The sequence below is a fragment of the Flavobacterium algoritolerans genome (assembly GCF_030010385.1).
In the GTDB taxonomy this organism is placed as follows: Bacteria; Bacteroidota; Bacteroidia; order Flavobacteriales; family Flavobacteriaceae; genus Flavobacterium; species Flavobacterium algoritolerans.
The window spans coordinates 17,143-35,609 of the sequence record NZ_JASCRZ010000007.1; the positions used below are offsets into that span (position 1 = coordinate 17,143).

The 18,467-nt window shown below is 30.2% G+C and carries 8 protein-coding genes and 2 pseudogenes; 7 read left to right on the top strand and 3 right to left on the bottom strand.

All coding sequences use genetic code 11. From position 1 onward, the window contains the following. Positions 1–3 precede the first annotated feature (3 nt). The 3 genes from QLS65_RS13915 (at position 4) to QLS65_RS13925 (ending at position 4,868) form a co-directional block, all read left to right on the top strand. Entirely contained in the window at positions 4–1,215 is a 1,212-nt protein-coding gene (locus QLS65_RS13915) for a lanthionine synthetase LanC family protein (protein ID WP_282718421.1), read from the top strand. Between the two features lie 106 nt (positions 1,216–1,321). Beyond that, positions 1,322–3,580, top strand: coding sequence for a peptidase domain-containing ABC transporter (locus QLS65_RS13920; protein ID WP_282718422.1), 2,259 nt, complete (start codon positions 1,322–1,324; stop codon positions 3,578–3,580). Positions 3,581–3,584: 4 nt separating this feature from the next. Beyond that, complete coding sequence (locus QLS65_RS13925) at positions 3,585–4,868, top strand: HlyD family secretion protein (RefSeq protein WP_282718423.1); 1,284 nt, start codon at positions 3,585–3,587, stop codon at positions 4,866–4,868. A 29-nt stretch (positions 4,869–4,897) separates the two neighbouring features. Here the strand turns inward: QLS65_RS13925 and QLS65_RS13930 are convergent. After that, a pseudogene (locus QLS65_RS13930) lies at positions 4,898–5,209 on the bottom strand (tyrosine-type recombinase/integrase); the annotation flags it as partial. A 240-nt stretch (positions 5,210–5,449) separates the two neighbouring features. Next, on the bottom strand, positions 5,450–6,124 hold the full coding sequence (locus QLS65_RS13935; protein ID WP_282712756.1) for a response regulator: 675 nt from the start codon (positions 6,122–6,124) through the stop codon (positions 5,450–5,452). 107 nt (positions 6,125–6,231) lie between these two features. Between QLS65_RS13935 and QLS65_RS13940 the strand changes: the two genes are divergently transcribed. Together QLS65_RS13940 and QLS65_RS13945 are read left to right on the top strand one after the other, a co-directional pair. Continuing rightward, positions 6,232–6,471 carry a hypothetical protein gene (locus QLS65_RS13940; protein WP_282718424.1) on the top strand — a complete coding sequence of 80 codons (240 nt, stop codon included), beginning with the start codon at positions 6,232–6,234 and terminating at the stop codon, positions 6,469–6,471. 109 nt (positions 6,472–6,580) lie between these two features. Then, positions 6,581–8,590, top strand: coding sequence for a tetratricopeptide repeat-containing sensor histidine kinase (locus QLS65_RS13945; protein WP_282718425.1), 2,010 nt, complete (start codon positions 6,581–6,583; stop codon positions 8,588–8,590). A 16-nt stretch (positions 8,591–8,606) separates the two neighbouring features. On the opposite strand, the pseudogene QLS65_RS13950 reads toward QLS65_RS13945, so the two are convergent. Then, a pseudogene (locus QLS65_RS13950) lies at positions 8,607–9,507 on the bottom strand (IS1595 family transposase). An 890-nt stretch (positions 9,508–10,397) separates the two neighbouring features. Here QLS65_RS13950 and QLS65_RS13955 point away from each other — a divergent pair. Then, the gene (locus QLS65_RS13955; RefSeq protein ID WP_282718426.1) at positions 10,398–15,992 is read left to right on the top strand and encodes a non-ribosomal peptide synthetase; all 5,595 of its coding nucleotides are present in this window, start codon (positions 10,398–10,400) and stop codon (positions 15,990–15,992) included. Positions 15,993–16,052: 60 nt separating this feature from the next. Beyond that, complete coding sequence (locus tag QLS65_RS13960) at positions 16,053–18,452, top strand: TonB-dependent receptor domain-containing protein (protein ID WP_282718427.1); 2,400 nt, start codon at positions 16,053–16,055, stop codon at positions 18,450–18,452. Positions 18,453–18,467 lie beyond the last annotated feature (15 nt).

The window sequence follows — 18,467 nt, forward strand, 5'->3', positions numbered from 1 at the left end:
TAAATGAAAAACCTAAATGATATAGTTTTAAATGAAATTTATACTATAGCAGATAATTTGATTGAGATTTCATTTCAAAATAATGATAGTGCAACATGGATAAACATTCTGTCAGGGTCTGATTCTGATAAGAGTTTTACATTTATAGGAGAGTCAAATTTTAGCTTACTTAATGGAGTATTAGGAGATGCTATTTTTTTCTTTGCTTTTTCAAAAAAGGTAAGTGATGATAAATATTACGAATTTGCCGACAAAATATATAAAAGCTTCCTTACCTATTTAGAAAATATTGATTTAGAAAATATAGACACTGGACTTCTTACCGGATTGGGAGGCGTTATTTATTCTATGACAATACTTTATGAAATTACTTTAGATTCTAAAAATTTATATGACTTGGAGAGATTTCTAAGAAAAGTAAATATAAGCAAATTAATAGTTGATGACACATATAATTCTATAGTAAGAGGAAATGCAGGGCTTGTAATTTCTTTGTGTAAATATCACAAACATTGTTATGACAAAAAGAAAAATTTAAATCTAATAAACGATTGCTGTGATAAATTAATTGCTTTATCAAAATCGACATCAAATCATCTTTTTTGGTTTTCTCAGCATCATGAAAAGCCTCTTGCCGGTGTTGCGCACGGATCTTCTGGATATGCTTTGGCTTTTCACGAAGCCTACATAATTACAAAAAATATAGTTTATCTTGAAATTGTTAAAAAAAGCATTCTTTTTGAAAATACATTATTTGATAAAGAAACGAATAATTGGGTAGACAACAGGGATTTCGTTCCTAATGAGATGAAAGGAAATACTGTCGCCTGGTCTCATGGTGCTCCCGGAATAGGTTTAGTCCGAAATAAATTATTGAAGAGTGAACTATATGATTCAGAGTTTAATAAGCTATTATTGGATGATATGAATTTGTCAATTAGTAAAACTATTCAATATAATTTTGATAATAATAAAGATATACTCATTTATGGGAATTTAGGTAATATTGATTTATTGATAAACACATCTCACCACAAAGAGATCGTTAATCAATTAGAATTACTTATTAGAAAAAGCACGAAAGAAGGTTGGGATTATGGGTATAAATTAGAGAGGTTCTATAAGCCTGGTTTTTTTAACGGTTCTTCCGGAATTGGATACCAGTTATTAAGATTTTTAGATAGTGAAACCCATTCAATTCTTTCATTTGAATAAGCTGTGAATAAAATAATTTTTCAATCACGTGAATTAAACCTATCAAAATACCTGAAATATTGATTTCTAATTATCCAGTTTGTTTTTATGTCCCTTATAAAATTCTATGTCTGATTTTCCTCACTATACACAACGCGACTTTAAAGACTGCGGGCCAATTTGTCTGAAAATAATTGCAAAATATTATGGCAAAGTTATTAATATACAAGAATTGCTTGACTTTAGCGAAACCACTCGTCAGGGAAGTAATTTATTGTTTCTAAGTGATGCAGCTGAAAAAATAGGCTTTCGTAGTTTGGGTGTAAAAGTGAGCCTGAAACTATTAGAAGAAGCACCTTTGCCTTGTATCTTGCATTGGAATAAAGAGCATTATGTGGTGCTTTATGAAATTGAAAAATATAAAAAACGTACTGTAAAAAATATTTTTAAAAAGAAGAAACATTATACAAATGTCGATACAGAATATGTATTTAAAATTTCAGATCCTGGATTTGGATTGCTTGAATACAATCAAACTGATTTTATAAGATTCTGGATAGGAAATAATGCAGATGAAATCACAGAAGAAGGGATTGCCTTATTACTTGATCCTATGCCAAAATTCTTTCAGTCGGAATTTGATAAGGAAGATCAAAAAGGATTAGGATTTGGCTTATTATCCCAATATGTATTGCGGTACAAATCTTTTTTAATGCAATTAAGCATTGGCTTGGTAGCTAGCAGTTTGTTGCAGCTTATTTTTCCCTTCCTGACACAAAGTATTGTAGATGTAGGGATTCAAAATCAGAACATTCATTTTATTTATTTAATCCTGTTTGCGCAATTGTTTCTATTTACTGGAAGAACGGGGTTAGAACTCATCCGGAGTTGGATATTGTTACATCTTTCGACAAGAATAAATATCTCCCTGATTTCGGATTTCTTTATCAAATTAATGAATTTGCCGATCTCCTTTTTTGATGTCAGGATGACTGGCGATATTATGCAACGCATTAATGATCATCATCGTATAGAAAAAATATTGACTACTTCTTCCTTAAACGTATTGTTTTCGGTAATCAATATGTTTATTATGGGAGGCGTTCTGGCCTATTATAATCTTCAAATATTCTTTGTGTTTTTTTCGGGCAGTATTCTTTATTTTGGATGGATTACTCTATTTCTTAAACGAAGAAAAGAATTGGATTACAAACGTTTTTCACAGGTAAGCCAAGAGCAAAGTAAAGTCATCGAACTCATCAACGGGATGCAAGAAATAAAATTGCACAATGCCGAAAAACAAAAGCGTTGGGGATGGGAATATGTACAAGCACGATTGTTTCGGGTTTCTATAAAAGGATTGGTTTTAGAACAAACACAAACCATTGGTTCTTCTGTAATTAATGAATTAAAGAACATTTTTATTATTTTCCTTTCGGCAAAATTGGTTATTGATGGATCCATTACTTTGGGGATGATGATGGCAATAACTTCTATCGTTGGGAGTTTGAATGGTCCCATTACTCAACTTATTGAGTTTGTTCGGGAACTACAAGATGCCAAAATATCGTTAACCCGTCTATCTGAAATTCACGACAAGGAAGACGAAGCGCAACAAGAAATTCATCAAACGCATGATATTCCAAAAGATAGCGATATTGTAATTAAAGATCTGTCGTATCGCTATTTGGGTTCGATTATTCCTGTACTTGAAAATTTAAATCTGACCATTCCTGCTCATAAAGTAACTGCAATTGTCGGGGTGAGCGGGAGCGGTAAAACCACTCTAATGAAATTGTTGCTTAAATTCTATGAGCCTGATAAAGGGGAAGTTAGCATAGGTAATACTTCTTTAAAGAATGTTTCCCAGAAGACATGGCGAAATAACATTGGAGCCGTAATGCAGGAAGGGTTTATTTTTAATGATACCATTGCCAATAATATTGCCGTGGGAGTAGATATTATTAATAAAGAGAGATTGATTTATGCCGCTGATGTTGCCAACATAAAAGATTTTATTTCGAGTTTGCCCTTGGGATATAACACCAAAATAGGCTCAGAAGGAGTAGGCATGAGTACGGGACAAAAACAGCGTTTGTTGATTGCGAGATCGGTCTATAAAAATCCTGAAATGTTATTTTTTGACGAAGCCACTTCGGCTTTAGATGCTAACAATGAAAAAGAAATTATGGGGAAACTGGATATTTTTTTTAAAAACAAAACAGTGGTTGTGATTGCTCATCGATTAAGTACGGTTATGAATGCAGATCAAATTGTTGTACTGGATAAAGGAAAAATTATTGAAATGGGGAATCATTGCGCATTGGTGGAACAAAAAGGAAATTATTTTGAATTGGTTAGAAATCAATTGCAATTAGGAAATTAATAAGATGGCAGATAACAAAACTACATTCGAATTACGAAGTGAAGAAGTACAAGATATACTTACCCGTGTCCCGCATTGGATGATACGTTGGGGAACTGTTTTGATTTTTGCGATTATCTTAATGTTATGTTTTGTCTCCTGGTTTGTAAAATATCCAGATATCGTGTCGACTGAAATTGTCATTACAACGACTATTCCCCCCGAAAAGTTAGTGGCTAGAACTTCAGGAAGAATAGAAACGATCTTGGTACAGGACAAATCTATTGTCAAAGAAAATGCAGCATTGGCTATTATTCAAAATACGGCTGATTATAAAGATGTGTTTTTACTTAAAAGCATCCTAGAAGACCATTCGGAAGGAAATGAATTTGATTTTGAAAAGATAAAAAATGTACAACTCGGAGATATAGAAAGTGCCTTTGCTCTTTTTCATTCAGCCTATATTGCCAATGAATTAAACACCAATTTACAACCTTTTCAGGTAGAAAATAATGCGCAAAATTCAGAAAATACTCAAATTAGAGAAAGGTTAAACCTTTTGCAGCAACAAAAAACTCTCAACGAAAGTGAATTGCAATTGCAAAAAAGTAATATAAATAGGTATGAAACTTTGTTTGGTAAAGGTGTTATCTCTGCGCAGGATTTTGAGAGTAAAAAATTAGCATATCTTCAAGCCGAGAAAGGGTATAAAAACTTATTGAGTAGTATTTCGCAATTAAAATCATCTTTGATTGAAAATGACAGAACCAGTAAAGGCACAAAAATCAAAGGAACTAAAGAAGAAGTTAATCTGGAGAGTAGTAAAATGCAATCTTTTTATCAATTAAAGAAAGTAATAAAAGACTGGGAATTGGCTTATGTATTAAAATCATCTGTTTCCGGTAAAGTTTCGTTTTTACAAATTTGGACAGAAAACCAAACCATAAATGCGGGTGACAATGTTTTTTCTATAATTCCCAGATTAGAGAAAGGATATATTGGAAAATTAAAAGCCCCAGCACTAAATTCCGGAAAAATAAAAATAGGGCAAGTCGTAAATATTAGATTATCAAATTTCCCTGACAGAGAATTTGGAATGTTGAAAGGAAAAATTAAAAACATTTCACTTACGCCAGACTCAGCCGGTAATTTATTGATTGATGTAGCCTTGTCGCAAAAACTTGAAACTTCCTACCACAAGACAATTCCTTTTCAACAAGAAATGAAGGGTTCAGCCGAAATTGTCACTGAAGATTTAAGATTAATAGAACGATTGTTGTATCAGTTTAGGGATGTTTTTAGGAGGTAATTCACTTAATACAATTTTTACATTGGAACTTAAATTAAAATTTTAGCTTCAAATTTATCTCTTAAAATCATCATATCCTCACTCACTTTTTTATCAAGTATTTTAGCATAATGTTGAGTAGTCTGAATATTTTTATGACCCAACATTTTGCTTGCGGTTTTAATTAGCACTCCATTTGTAAGTGTTACAGAGGTTGAAAAAGTATGTCTGGCCATGTGAGCTTAATTCTTTTTTAATGCCACAAATATCCGCTATTTCTTTTAGGTAGCTATTCATTTTTTTATACTTAAAACAGGTAGTAGTTTATCTTCATTTATGCATTGTGGGTGATTGGCATAGCGCTGCTCCCTATATATAAAGTAACCATTAATACTGGTTTTTCTTAATTGGCCTATATAGCTTACTGAATAGGCCAGAGGCTTGTTTACGCCCGTATTACTTCACTTAAAATATCCTTTAACGCTAGAAGTAACACCATTTGCATAGAGCAATAAGCCATTAGCAAGGTCAACTGACTGAGAATAACTTCCAATCTGGAATCCTAAATCGAATATTCTGTTCAGCACCGTTAGTAAGCCGTTTTATAATAATCCTAGTTTTTTAGCTTTACCAATTAAATCTTTATCACTGCCTTTTCCTTTTAAAAGTTGATCTTTTATGTTTGCTTTCCTTTTTTCTATAGCACTCATAGAAAGAGGAATGTAGTTAGGAAGATTAACAGTTTTAACTCCTTGAGAAATTAAGGTTAAAATTTGATTGTCATGAATATCCCAATTTATGTTTCTTTTAAATAATTCTCTTTGAGATTCTATTATGGTATTACTTCGGAATATATCACCTTCAAGAATTTTTTTACAAATAATAGGAAATAATTCAAAGTTAATGTCACTTTTTGAAATGAATCCTTCAGGTTTTATTTCTTTAATGATTTTATCTACAATTAAGGGTTCACTATGCATTGTAAGAAGAACTATTTTACAATTTGCGAATTTTTCTCTAATGAGTATAGCCAAATCAATGCCATTATTAATATTAAAGTCTTTATAAGGAGGAAGACTAATATCTAATAAAGCAAAATCAATTTTTGTATTTTGTTTTAGTTGAAAATTTATTTTGTTGTAAGCATCTTCACAATTATAGCTCTTTATAAAAGTCGGGTCGTTTTTTTGAAAATCGGTATCAGATAGCAGGTTAATATAACTATCGACTGTCATAGGGTGATCATCGACTATCAAAATATTAAGGCACATGTTCATTTTTATCCAATTTCACACAAAAATAATTAAATATTACGGTTATACCGTAAAATTGAAAGAAATTATAGCTGTTTTTTTGAGAGAATATTAAACTAAATTAATTTTTTATGAAAAGCAAATTATATATTGCAGGACTTGTTTCTATTTCTTTATTAACTTATTCATGTTCCAATGATGATGTTTACGAGATTCCAGAAGTTAAAAATAATAATTTTCAAATTACACCACAAGCGGTTTTTAAAAATGGATTAAATGAAAAAACAATTGATTCAACTACTGTGATTTTTAGTATGGAGGAAAGCGCTGTAGAAGGAGATCCAAGTAATCCAAAACCACCGAGAAACTAATTATTTAATTATAATTAATTGAAGAAAGACTATGAGATTTATTTATGAATTACATAGTCTTCTTTATTTCAAAATACTATATTTGAAATTTTAAAATAATAATTGTATTTTGATTACTCGAACTAAATTTTTTTGTCTATTTCTAATTTTTTTTATTTTTTCCTGTAAAAAAAGTACAACCGTTTTATTTGATAAAAGTCATATTGATGATTTATCTGGAAATAGAAAAGAGAAATATTTAGATTCTTTAGTAGTTTCATTAAAATCTAAAAAAAATGATGCTACTGTCAGAGATTTGTATTTAAAGATAGCCTCTGAATATTATTATATAAATAATCCTAAAAAATCTTTAGATGTAAGTTTGAAATCTTTGCAATTATCAAAGGATTCTAATGATAGTATTAGAATTGCAAAATCACTATATTATGTGGGTGATTGTTATGAAAATTCAAAAAAAGATACAGCTTATTTTTATTATTTGAAAGCTCAAAAAGTATACGAAAAAATTCAGGACAATGATAATGTTGGTAGAATGCTATTCAATAAAGCTTATGTTTTATTTTATGATGGAAATTATGTAGAATGCGAAGTTGAAATTTCTAAAGCATTGCAGTATTTAAAAAAATCTACAAATCACCAGTTGATTTATTCTTGTAATACATTAATGGGTAATTGTTTAGAGAAATTGGTTAATTACGATAAGGCATTATGGTATCACAAGGTGGCATTAAGTGATTTAGAAAAAATGAAAATTAATGATAATGATAAAGATGGAATAAATAATTACAATGTAACTTCTATTATTAATATTTGCAATTTACATGATTTAAAAGGCGAATTTCCGAAGTCAATAAAAAAATTGCAAGCTTTACTTTCAGAAGAGTTAAAAAAAAAATGGACTAGATTATATGCCAATGTTTTGAGCAATTTGGCTTATTCCAAGATGAGAAATGGAGATTATGAAAATGTAGAGTCAATGTTTTTTGAATCCTTAAAAATTGTTGATAGTATTGGAATAGAGTCTGATATTTTATACAAAAAGATACATATTGGAGAATATTTTTTAACTCAGAAGGATACTATAAAATCAATTCAAAGTTTAAAAGAAGCGAATCAATTAGCAATTAAAATTAAAAGCAGTAATGAAATTTTAACTTCATTAAAATTACTTTCCAAAGTAGATAAAAAGAAAAGTTTGTTTTATACAAATGAATATATTAAAGTAAGTGACAGTATTAATACAGTTCAAAAAAATACTCATAATAAGTATGCCAGAATTGAATATGAAACTTCAAGGATAGAGGATGAAAATAAAGTTTTGACAAAAAAGAACTTTTACATTTTAATTATTTCATTTGGATTAATTTTATTATTGATAATAATTATTGTTATAAGATATTTAAAATATAAAAATAATGAGTTACGGTTTTTAAAGAAACAACAAAAAGCTAATGAAGAAATATACCAACTGTTAACTGAGCAACATGAAAAAATAAATGTTGCAAAAGAGAATGAGAAAGCTAAAATAGCAAAAGAATTGCATGATGGCGTAATGAATAAAATTTATGGTGTCCGAATGAATTTAGGTTTTTTCAATTCTAAAATTGACACAAAAATAATTGAAAAAAGAAAGGAATATATTTTTGAATTGCAAAATATTGAAAATGAGATTAGAACGATATCACATGACTTAAGTCGAGGTTCTTTCTTGGAAGGCAATGATTTTAATGTGTTGCTATCAAGTTTAATTGAAAATCAAAAAGATATAAGTAGTACTCAGTTTAAATATCTAAATGATGAAACGTTTGAATGGACAGCTATTCAAAATATATACAAGATAAATTTATATCGTATAATTCAAGAGGCCATTTTAAATACTAATAAATATTCAAATGCAAAAAATTGTGAAATAAGAATTCAGAAGAGGAATGACAATGTTTTAAAACTAAGTATTAGTGATAACGGGGAAGGATTTGATATTAAAAATAAAAAAAGGGGCATTGGATTAAACAATATGAAAGAAAGGGCGAATTCTTTAAAAGGTCAATTTAATATCGAATCAAAAATTGGAGAAGGAACAAAAATTGAAGTTATGTTTAATTTTCAGACATTATCTTAAAAAGGGTTCGAGTTACTCACTTAGTTAATACCAAATCTTTTTCAAGAACAAACCTGTGATTTACCATTCGTTCATATAGCTTATTGAAAATGGTTTCCTTATAAATAGAACGATTTAAGCGGAAAAAGTATTCATCTAAATACTTTTGTAGATGCCCTCGATTTACATGTGTTTGAATCGTTCGTATTCCTGATTTTATTTGCTGAATTATGGTGTGCATTTGTTTGAAATTCTCATTGGGTTTACTCTTTTCTTGAACTATTGAATATTATTTTGATAGCTTTTTATAAGCAGTCCATTTGTCTGTTTTTATATAAGCATCCAATGAAATATGCTCTTTAAAGATTGGTTCTAGCGAATTCGCAGAATAATCGTCTATAACTGTAGCATAACCTCTTTTAATTTGCCTTTTTCAGTTAGTTCAATTACACAAACAACTTTAGACTTTTTGCTATCATAACTTCGCCCTTGCTTTCCAGTTTCCTTACCGCCAATTACGAATTCATCAACATGCACAGTACCAGTCATGGGTTGTTTTTTACTCGATTCCATGGCTATTTTACTTTTTGCATAAAAAACCAGGCTGTCTTTTGAGTGATTCCATACTGTTTGGCTATTTGAGGACTTGAGATCCCTTTTGTGGTGCAACTCATCTCAAAAAGTATCATTAATGACTTTTGCAATCCAAACTTTAACTTATGAAATAAAGTTCCAGCTGTCGCACTTTCAATATATTTGCATTTTGTGCATTCTCGAGAACAATACTTCTTGACCTCAAAATACTTTTTATGGCCACAATGCTTACAGGTATAGCCATTCTTCCACTTTTCTTGTGTAATAAACTCTCTACACTTTTCATCACTAAAAAACGTCTGAGAGAACTCTAAAATATTCTCCCCCTTGAATATAGCTTCCATAACCCTTGTTTTACTATAAATTTACAGATTATTTAAGTATGTAACTCGGAAAAGGGTTATTCAAAAATGATCAGATTGAAGTTGGTTTTTTGTAGAAATTTACAATACGTTACGCTTCATTGATATTTCTTTCGATATTTATAAACTTCAAATCGGTCTTTCAAATTCATTTTGCAATTTTATGTAATTTTTTTAGAAATAGCATTTTCGATGTATGCTTTATTTTTTAATTTTGCAATCAAACTTTTACTCTACTTACCAGTTAGATCCTTAATATACAACTCTTTAAAAAATAATTTCGTCACCTTTTTTGTGACTAATATAATTTTTCACTCCATTCGAGTTAGATTAAAAAAACACAAATAAATTTAAATTATACAACCCCGCTTCAATACCCCAAAGGAAAGTGAGTTGAAACTGCATACGTACTTTGGTATTGTACCACTCGAAACTTATTAAAATTCAAAAGACCTTGCCTCAGCGCCCTCAAAAGGTAACTGAGTCGAAACAGCATAGACATACGTGTTTATTGAATAAGACGTAGCGATGTTATTTTTTTATAGGTTTCAAAGGAATAAATTATTTTAATATAATAATTCATGTAGTTATTTGGTTCATTATTAGTGTTTTGTGTATTGTAAGTAAAAGTCCGTAATTTTTATGTGAAAAGGCCGTAATTTTTAGATCAGCGTTACTCTTATTTTCGCTCAAAACTGATTATGCTTAAATATTAGAAATTAATATTTAGATGATTTAGGGGGAGATTTTAACTTTGTATAAAATGTTTAGAATAGAAATAAAGAGCCCTATTTAGTCCTTTAAAGTGGTCAATGCATTAAGGTTGTACAATAGAATTCCGGTTGTGAACAGAAAATATGGATGTTAAATTTATGAATAAAAATACGGTGTCAAATAATATTAATTTGGTTTCAAAATATTGGAAGAAAAAGATATTAAATAGAGAGGAAGTTCTTGGAGTGAATCAGAAGCAAAATAGTCTGCCTTGTGTCACTATTAATGCTAATGAACTAAATTATTTTAATAGCCTTACCGATAAAAATCCAATAGCTCAATATACTGTTATAAGTGCTATTTATTCTTTTTTGTTAAAGAAACTAATCAATGAGTTTGATGGTTATGTTGTGTCAAATTATAAGAATCATCACAATTCTTTGCTTCTGTCATTTCCTATAGATTTAAAAATATCATTTAAAGAATATCTTCAAAAGACAAAACACGAAATTTTAGAGACATTAAAACATTCCGACTATAATTCTGATCTTATATCTGAAACAAGGGGAATTAATAATTTAATTATCTTATCTAATTATAGTATAAATATCAACTGTGGCTCTAAGTTAGATTGTAATGGTATTTTATTTGATGTAAAATTAAATGAGAATGAAGATATAGAAATTGAGGTTACTTATTTAGAAGGTTTTGTGAAGGAAAAAGTTGTTGAATGTTTAGTTCAGCAGTTTAGACAGTTTGTAGTTAATCTAGATAATTATCTAGAAATTTATTTATCTGAGTATTCATTGTTATCAGAAAGAGAAAAATATCAGTTATTAGTTGATTTTAATGATACTGATGTAGCTTATCCGAAAGAAAAAACAATAATTGATTTATTTGAAGAACAAGTAGAGAAAACGCCCAATAATATAGCTGTCGTATTTGAAGAATCAAGACTAACTTATAAAGAACTAAATGAAAAGGTTAACAAATTAGGGCGTTACTTAATAGAAACTTATCATATAAAGCCTGATGATTTAATCGGAATAAAGTTAGATAGAAGTGAGAATATGATTGTTGCTATTTTAGGGATATTGAAATCAGGAGCGGCTTATATTCCGATAGATATCAATTACCCAGAAGAAAGAGTAGCTTATGTAGAAGAGGACAGCAACAGTAAGCTTGTTATAGATGAGGAAGAATTAGATAGATTTAATAAGGTACAAGAGAAGTATTCTCTAGAAAATATAGGTAAAATCAATCAGCCTAATGATTTGGCATACATCATATACACTTCGGGAACCACAGGTAATCCGAAGGGAGTCATGGTAGAGCATAATAATATTGTGCGATTACTAAAGACTGATAAGGCATTATTTGATTTTAACTCAAATGATGTTTGGTGTATGTTTCATTCATATTGTTTTGATTTTTCGGTTTGGGAAATGTATGGCGCATTATTTAATGGTGGTAAGGTAATTATTATCCCTTTAAAAGTAGCGAGAGATCCCTTGGCATTTCTTCTTGTTCTAAAGAAAGAAAAAGTAACAGTATTAAATCAGACACCATCCGTTTTTTATAATGTCTTAAGCGAAGATTTGAAAAATGTGGAAGCTAATCTTCAATTGCGTTATGTAATATTTGGAGGCGAGGCTTTAATACCTAGAAAGTTAAGAGATTGGAACGAAAAATATCCTAACACAAAACTTGTAAATATGTATGGTATTACAGAAACTACTGTACATGTGACTTATAAAGAAATTACAAGAGAAGAGATCGAAAAAAATATTAGTAATATAGGCAAACCTATACCTACGTTAACCTGTTATGTAGTTGATCAAGATCGAAATTTAGTACCAGTTGGAGTCTCTGGAGAGCTTTATGTAGGAGGGGAAGGAGTAGCTAGAGGATATTTAAACAGGGATTCTTTAACAAGTGAAAGATTTATTGATAGTCCATTTAAAACAGGCGAGAGGTTATATCGTTCTGGAGATATAGTGAGGATGCTGGAAAATGGTGAATTAGAGTACTTAGGAAGGAAAGACCACCAGATCAAGATCAGAGGTTATAGGATTGAACTTGGAGAGATAGAGAGTGTAATTTTAGAATATGCAGAGGATTTAAATCAAGTTGTAGTATTAGTAAGTGAGGTAAATGGAGAGAAATCATTGGTTGCTTATTTCGTATCTAGAAATATAGACAAATCAAAATTAAGGAGTTTTTTGAAAGAAAAATTGCCAGAATATATGATTCCTAATTTTTATATCGAATTGGAAGAATTGCCATTAACTCCCAATGGAAAAATAGACAGAAAATCTTTGCCGAGTGTTGATGGGGCAGACATTATCCGAAGCGAATATGTTGCACCAAGAAATGAGATTGAAAGAAGTTTAGTTGGAATATGGCAAGAAGTATTGGGAGTAGAAAAAATAGGTATAACCAACAATTTTTTTGAGTTAGGGGGGCATAGCTTGATTGTGTCTCAAGTAATCAATAGGATTTATAAGCAGTTAGGAAAAACAGTATCCTTTAAAGCGTTTTTTGTAAGTCCGACTATAGCGGGTTTAAGCAATGAGTTGCAAGAAAATAAATATATAGTTATTCCCATAGCTCCTGAATTAGAATCCTATCCTTTGACAGCTTCTCAAGCCCGATTATGGATACTGAGTCAATTGGAAGGAGGTTCATTGGCCTATAATATGCCTGCAGCTGTTAAGTTAACAGGGAGTATTGAAGTGAATAAATTGGAAGAATCTTTTAGGTTATTAATTGATCGACATGAAATCCTAAGAACTTATTTTAAAACAAATGAAGAGGGGGATATTAGACAATTTATTGTGCCTATTGAACATGTAGACTTTAGGATTTCAGAGAAAAACTACAGTTCAGTAGAAAATCAAGAAGAAGTAATTGCTGATTATTTACAAGAAAAGAGCAATGAACCTTTTGATTTAGAGCAAGTACCACTTGTAAGAGCTTCTTTGATCAAGATGAAAAAGGGAGAGTATGTATTTTTCTTATCTCTGCATCATATTATTGGAGATGGATGGTCAATAGAGTTATTAATATCAGAGGTAGTAAAAACTTATAATGCACTAAGGCAAGGGAAAAATGCTAATTTACCTCAGTTAAGCATTCAGTATAAAGACTATGCTGTATGGACTAATGGAGAAAAAGAGCAAGAGAAACATCAATTATCGGAACAATATTGGTTGCAGCAGTTTGCAGGAGAGCTACCAGTATTAGACTTGCCTAGTTTTAAAACACGACCATTAATTCAAACTTATAACGGGGACAATCTGACATTTACCTATTCAAAAGAGTTTTTAAATAAACTAAAAGAGTTTTCCAAATCGCATGATGTAACTTTATTTATGACCTTAATGACAGGGATAAATGCTTTGCTGCATAGGTATACAGGTCAGGATGATATTATAGTAGGAACTCCTATAGCAGGAAGAGAGCATCCTGATTTGGAAAATCAGATGGGTTTATATTTGAATACGCTCGCAATACGTAGTCGACTCAAAGAAGGAAGCAGCTTTTTAGATTTGGTTACAGCACAAAAAGAGATTTTATTAGGAGCTTATGAAAATCAAAGTTATCCTTTTGATGAGTTAATAGATAAACTGAATTTAAAGAGGGATACTAGTCGTTCTGCTTTGTTTGATGTTTTGGTTATTTTACAAAACCAGGAACAATTAAATAATTTCAATAATGAAGAACTGATCAGTCTTGAGGTTAGTGGTTACGATTTTAAAAACAAGACGTCTAAATTTGATATAAGCCTTGCTTTTACAGAGACAGAAGGGTTAAACTTAACAATTGAATATAATACTGATATATATGATTTGTGTCTGATAGAAAGAATGTTTTCTCATTTTGAAAATCTAATTACGCAATCAATAGAACAGCCGGAAATACTTATTAAAGAAGTTGATTATTTAACAATAGAAGAAAAGACTCAACTATTAGTATCGTTTAATGATACAAAATCGGATTACCCGCAAGACAAAACAATAGTAGATTTATTTGAGGATCAAGTAGCGCGAACCCCCAATAATATTGCCATTGTATTTGAAGATGTAGCATTAACGTACCAGGAACTTAATGAAAGATCAAATCAATTAGGCTCTTATTTAAGAGAGTACTATGTTATTGAAGCTGATGATTTAGTTGGAATAAAACTAGAAAGAAGTGAATGGATGATTATTGCGATCTTAGGGGTATTGAAATCGGGTGGAGCTTATGTGCCGATTGATCCAAATTATCCACAAGAGAGGATTGCTTATATAGAGAAAGACAGTGATAGTAAACTCGTAATAGATGAATCTATCTTAGATAGGTTTAATGAAGTTCGAGAAAAACATACAAAAGAGAATGTTGCAAAAATAAATGAAGCGCATGATTTAGCGTATGTTATTTATACCTCAGGGACGACAGGAAACCCGAAAGGAGTAATGGTGGAAAATAAGAGTGTAATTAATTTAATTGTTTCTCAAACAATCCAATTTAATATTAAGGAGACCGAGAATATTTTACAATTTTCTAATATATCCTTTGATGCTTCCGTAGAACAAATATTTTTGGCAGTTTTAAATGGCGCTTGTCTTAGTATCCTTAGTAAAGATGTGATGTTAGATAGTAAAAAATTAGAAGAGTTTATAACTATTAAACAGATTACCCATTTTCATACAGTTCCTTCTGTACTAGAAAAACTTACACCAGGAAAATATCCTTTTTTAAAACGTGTAATTTCTGGAGGAGATGTTTGCTCTATAGAATTAGCTAGTAAATGGCATATGTATAATTATTTTTATAACGAATATGGACCTACAGAAACTACAGTAACTGCGATTGAGTTATTATACAATCAAAATACAGGCTTTTCAATCGGTAGACCAATTTCCAATACTAAGGTTTCCATATTGGATGAGTCATTACAACTAGTGCCAATAGGAACAAAGGGGAATTTATATGTTTCAGGAGCTGGAGTGGCGCGTGGGTATTTAAAGAAAGTAGATCTTACATCAGAGAAATTTATCTCAAATCCTTTCATAGAGGGAGAGCGTATGTATAATACAGGTGATGTAGGTTGTTGGTTACCAGATGGAAACATAGAATTTTTAGGAAGGAAAGACAATCAGGTAAAAATTAGAGGGTACAGAATAGAACTTGGTGAAATTGAAAATTCCATATTACTATACTCAGAGGCGTTAAATCAGGTGATAGTAGAACCAAAAGTAGTAAATGGAGATAAAGTATTGATTGCTTATTTGGTATCTACAAACATAGATAAATCAGAATTGAGGAGTTTCTTGCTAGAAAAATTACCAGACTATATGGTTCCTAGTTTTTATATTGAACTAAAAGAATTGCCCTTAACTCCAAATGGGAAGATTGATAGAAAAGGGTTACCTAATGTAGATGGAGAAGATCTGATAAAAAGGGAATATCTTAAGCCCAGAAATGAGATAGAAGAGTGTTTGGTTTCAATATGGGAAGAAGTATTGGGAATTGAAAAGATTGGAGTTACAGATAATTTTTTCGAATTAGGGGGGCATAGTTTGATTGCCACAAGATTAATAAGTCTCGTGCATAAAGAATTTAAAGTAAAGATTTCAATAAATGATTTGTTTAAAAATTTGGTATTGGAGGATCAAGCGCTTTTGATTGAAAATATTCAAAATATTAATAAGATTGATATTAAGCAAGATGATATTAATATTGAAACTGAAATTTTTTATTTGTGAGTTTTTTTAAAACTTACATTATAACAAGGATAGATATATAAATTAAAAATTAAAATTAAATTGAAAAAGCTCATACTTATTTTGTTAGTATTGTTAAGTGTAACATTGTCTGCTCAGGTTAAAATTACTGGAAAAATTACTGGAAGAGTTATAACAAAAGATAACAATCCCGTTCCTTTTGCTGAAATTATATTAATAGCTCGGGATTCCACAGCTATTAAAAGTGAACTTACAGACGAAAAAGGAAATTTTTTATTGGAATCAGAATTTGGCAAGTATAAATTACAAGTTCGACAGGCGAAAAAAATTGTCATATCAAGAAGTATTGAATTTAATTCAGATTTGGATATGGGTAATCTAACAGTTGATGATGTAATCCAATTAGAATCTGTTATAGTTGGAGGGAGAAAGAAACTGATAGAGAGAAAAGTTGATAGATTGGTTTTCAATGTTGAAAATTCGATAAATGCCGCTGGAGGCGATGCATTTGAGGCACTTAAAGTGACACCAGGAATAAGGGTTCAAAATGATATTATTTCTATGATTGGCAAAAGTACTTTAGCCGTTATGATTGATGAAAAAATAGTGACGCTTTCAGGTGAAGACTTAACCAACTATCTAAAATCAATTCCGTCTGATGCTATCAAAAGTGTTGAAGTAATTACAAATCCTCCTGCAAAATATGAAGCCGCAGGCAATAGTGGGTTAGTAAACATAATACTAAAAAAGGGTAAGAAAGATTCATGGAATGCCTTAATTGGTGCTACCTATCTTCAAAGAAAATATAGTGATGGTTCATTAATGGGGAATTTTAATTATAATAAGGATAGATTAAGTATTTCTGCTTTAGGTAATTATAAGAATGGAACCCAGTATATTAACCGTGATGATTATTCTTATTTTTCAGATGGCTTATGGCACTCTAATTCACCAATTAAAGTTGATTACAGTAGAATAAATGTAAAATTGGGTATTGATTATCAAGTTTCATCAAAATGGACTGTTGGGAGTCAATTTTTAATTAACAATAACAAACCTACAGGAACAGACAGTCCGACTACGACTGTTTATGATTATACTAAAGGTGATATTATTCGAAGTTTAAAATCTAATGGAGAAACTGTGCGCTCTCCAAACATTAAATCAGCAAATCTTTATAATGAATTCAAAATTGACACGATTGGAAAAAAAATCATTTTAAATTTTGATTATTTTAATTTTAATAATACAGATACTAGAAAATATAAAGGTATTTCTGTTATTGAAAACCCATATTCAAGTGAGTATTTTGGAGGAATAAATAGTAATAATCAAGACATCACAAATGTATCAGGTAAATTAGACGTTGATTATCCTCTAAAATGGGCAACATTTAATTTTGGTGGTAAAGTGTCAAATTCAAAAACGAATAATGATATATTAGCTTTCAATAGTGGCCTAATGGATGTTCCAGTTTCAGATATGCCTTTAGTACAGAATGAATTTGAATATACTGAAAACGTCCAAGCAGTTTATATTTCTGGTAATAAAAAATTTAATGATCATTGGGAATCACAATTAGGATTAAGAATGGAATCTACTCAAACCAAATCCTTTACGCATAGTGTAGATTTATTGGTCAAAGATAATTATGTCAAATTTTTCCCAACAGCATATTTGTCCTATGTGCCTAACGATAATTCTACATTTACCTTTGGCTACAGTAAAAGAATTGATAGACCTAGATTTAGTGATTTAAATCCTAATATCTGGTATACTAATATTTTTCAAACTATGGAAGGTAATCCTTTCTTACAACCTGCGTTTATTGACAATACCGAGTTCACTTATACTTATAAAAAATTAGAAAGTAAATTCTACTTTAGTAATGAAGAGAACTTATTTAGCCCTATTGCAATACCTGATCCTAATACAAATATTATTCGATCCACAATTGTGAATTATGTCAACACACAACGCTTTGGAATGGCGGAAAATTATGTGTTTGATAAATTTAAATGGTGGACAAGTAATAATTCAATTGATGTGAATTATGCTATTTCTAAGTCAAGTTTAGCTACTACTGTGAAAGAACAAAAAGGTTTTAATTCAAGAGTGTCGACCAATAATGATTTTATTTTAAATTCAAATAAAACGCTACTTTTTAATTTAAGTTATTGGTATAGTTTCCCTGGTATTGATGGTATTTATAATAATAAATCGATGAGTTCTTTTTCTCTAGCTATTCAGTATCTTTTACTGAATAGAGATTTGAAAGTTTCCTTAAAAGGGGACGATATATTCAGAAACGAAATCCAATATATAAACTCTACGGTTAATAATATTTATCAAGAAAGCAGATACTATTTTGACAGACAATCTTTTCAACTTTCTCTTTCCTATAAGTTTGGGAATAAAAAAATTAGGGGAATACAGAGAGAAACAGGTAATCAAGATGAAAAAAATAGAACTGTTAATTAATAAATTTTAATAAGC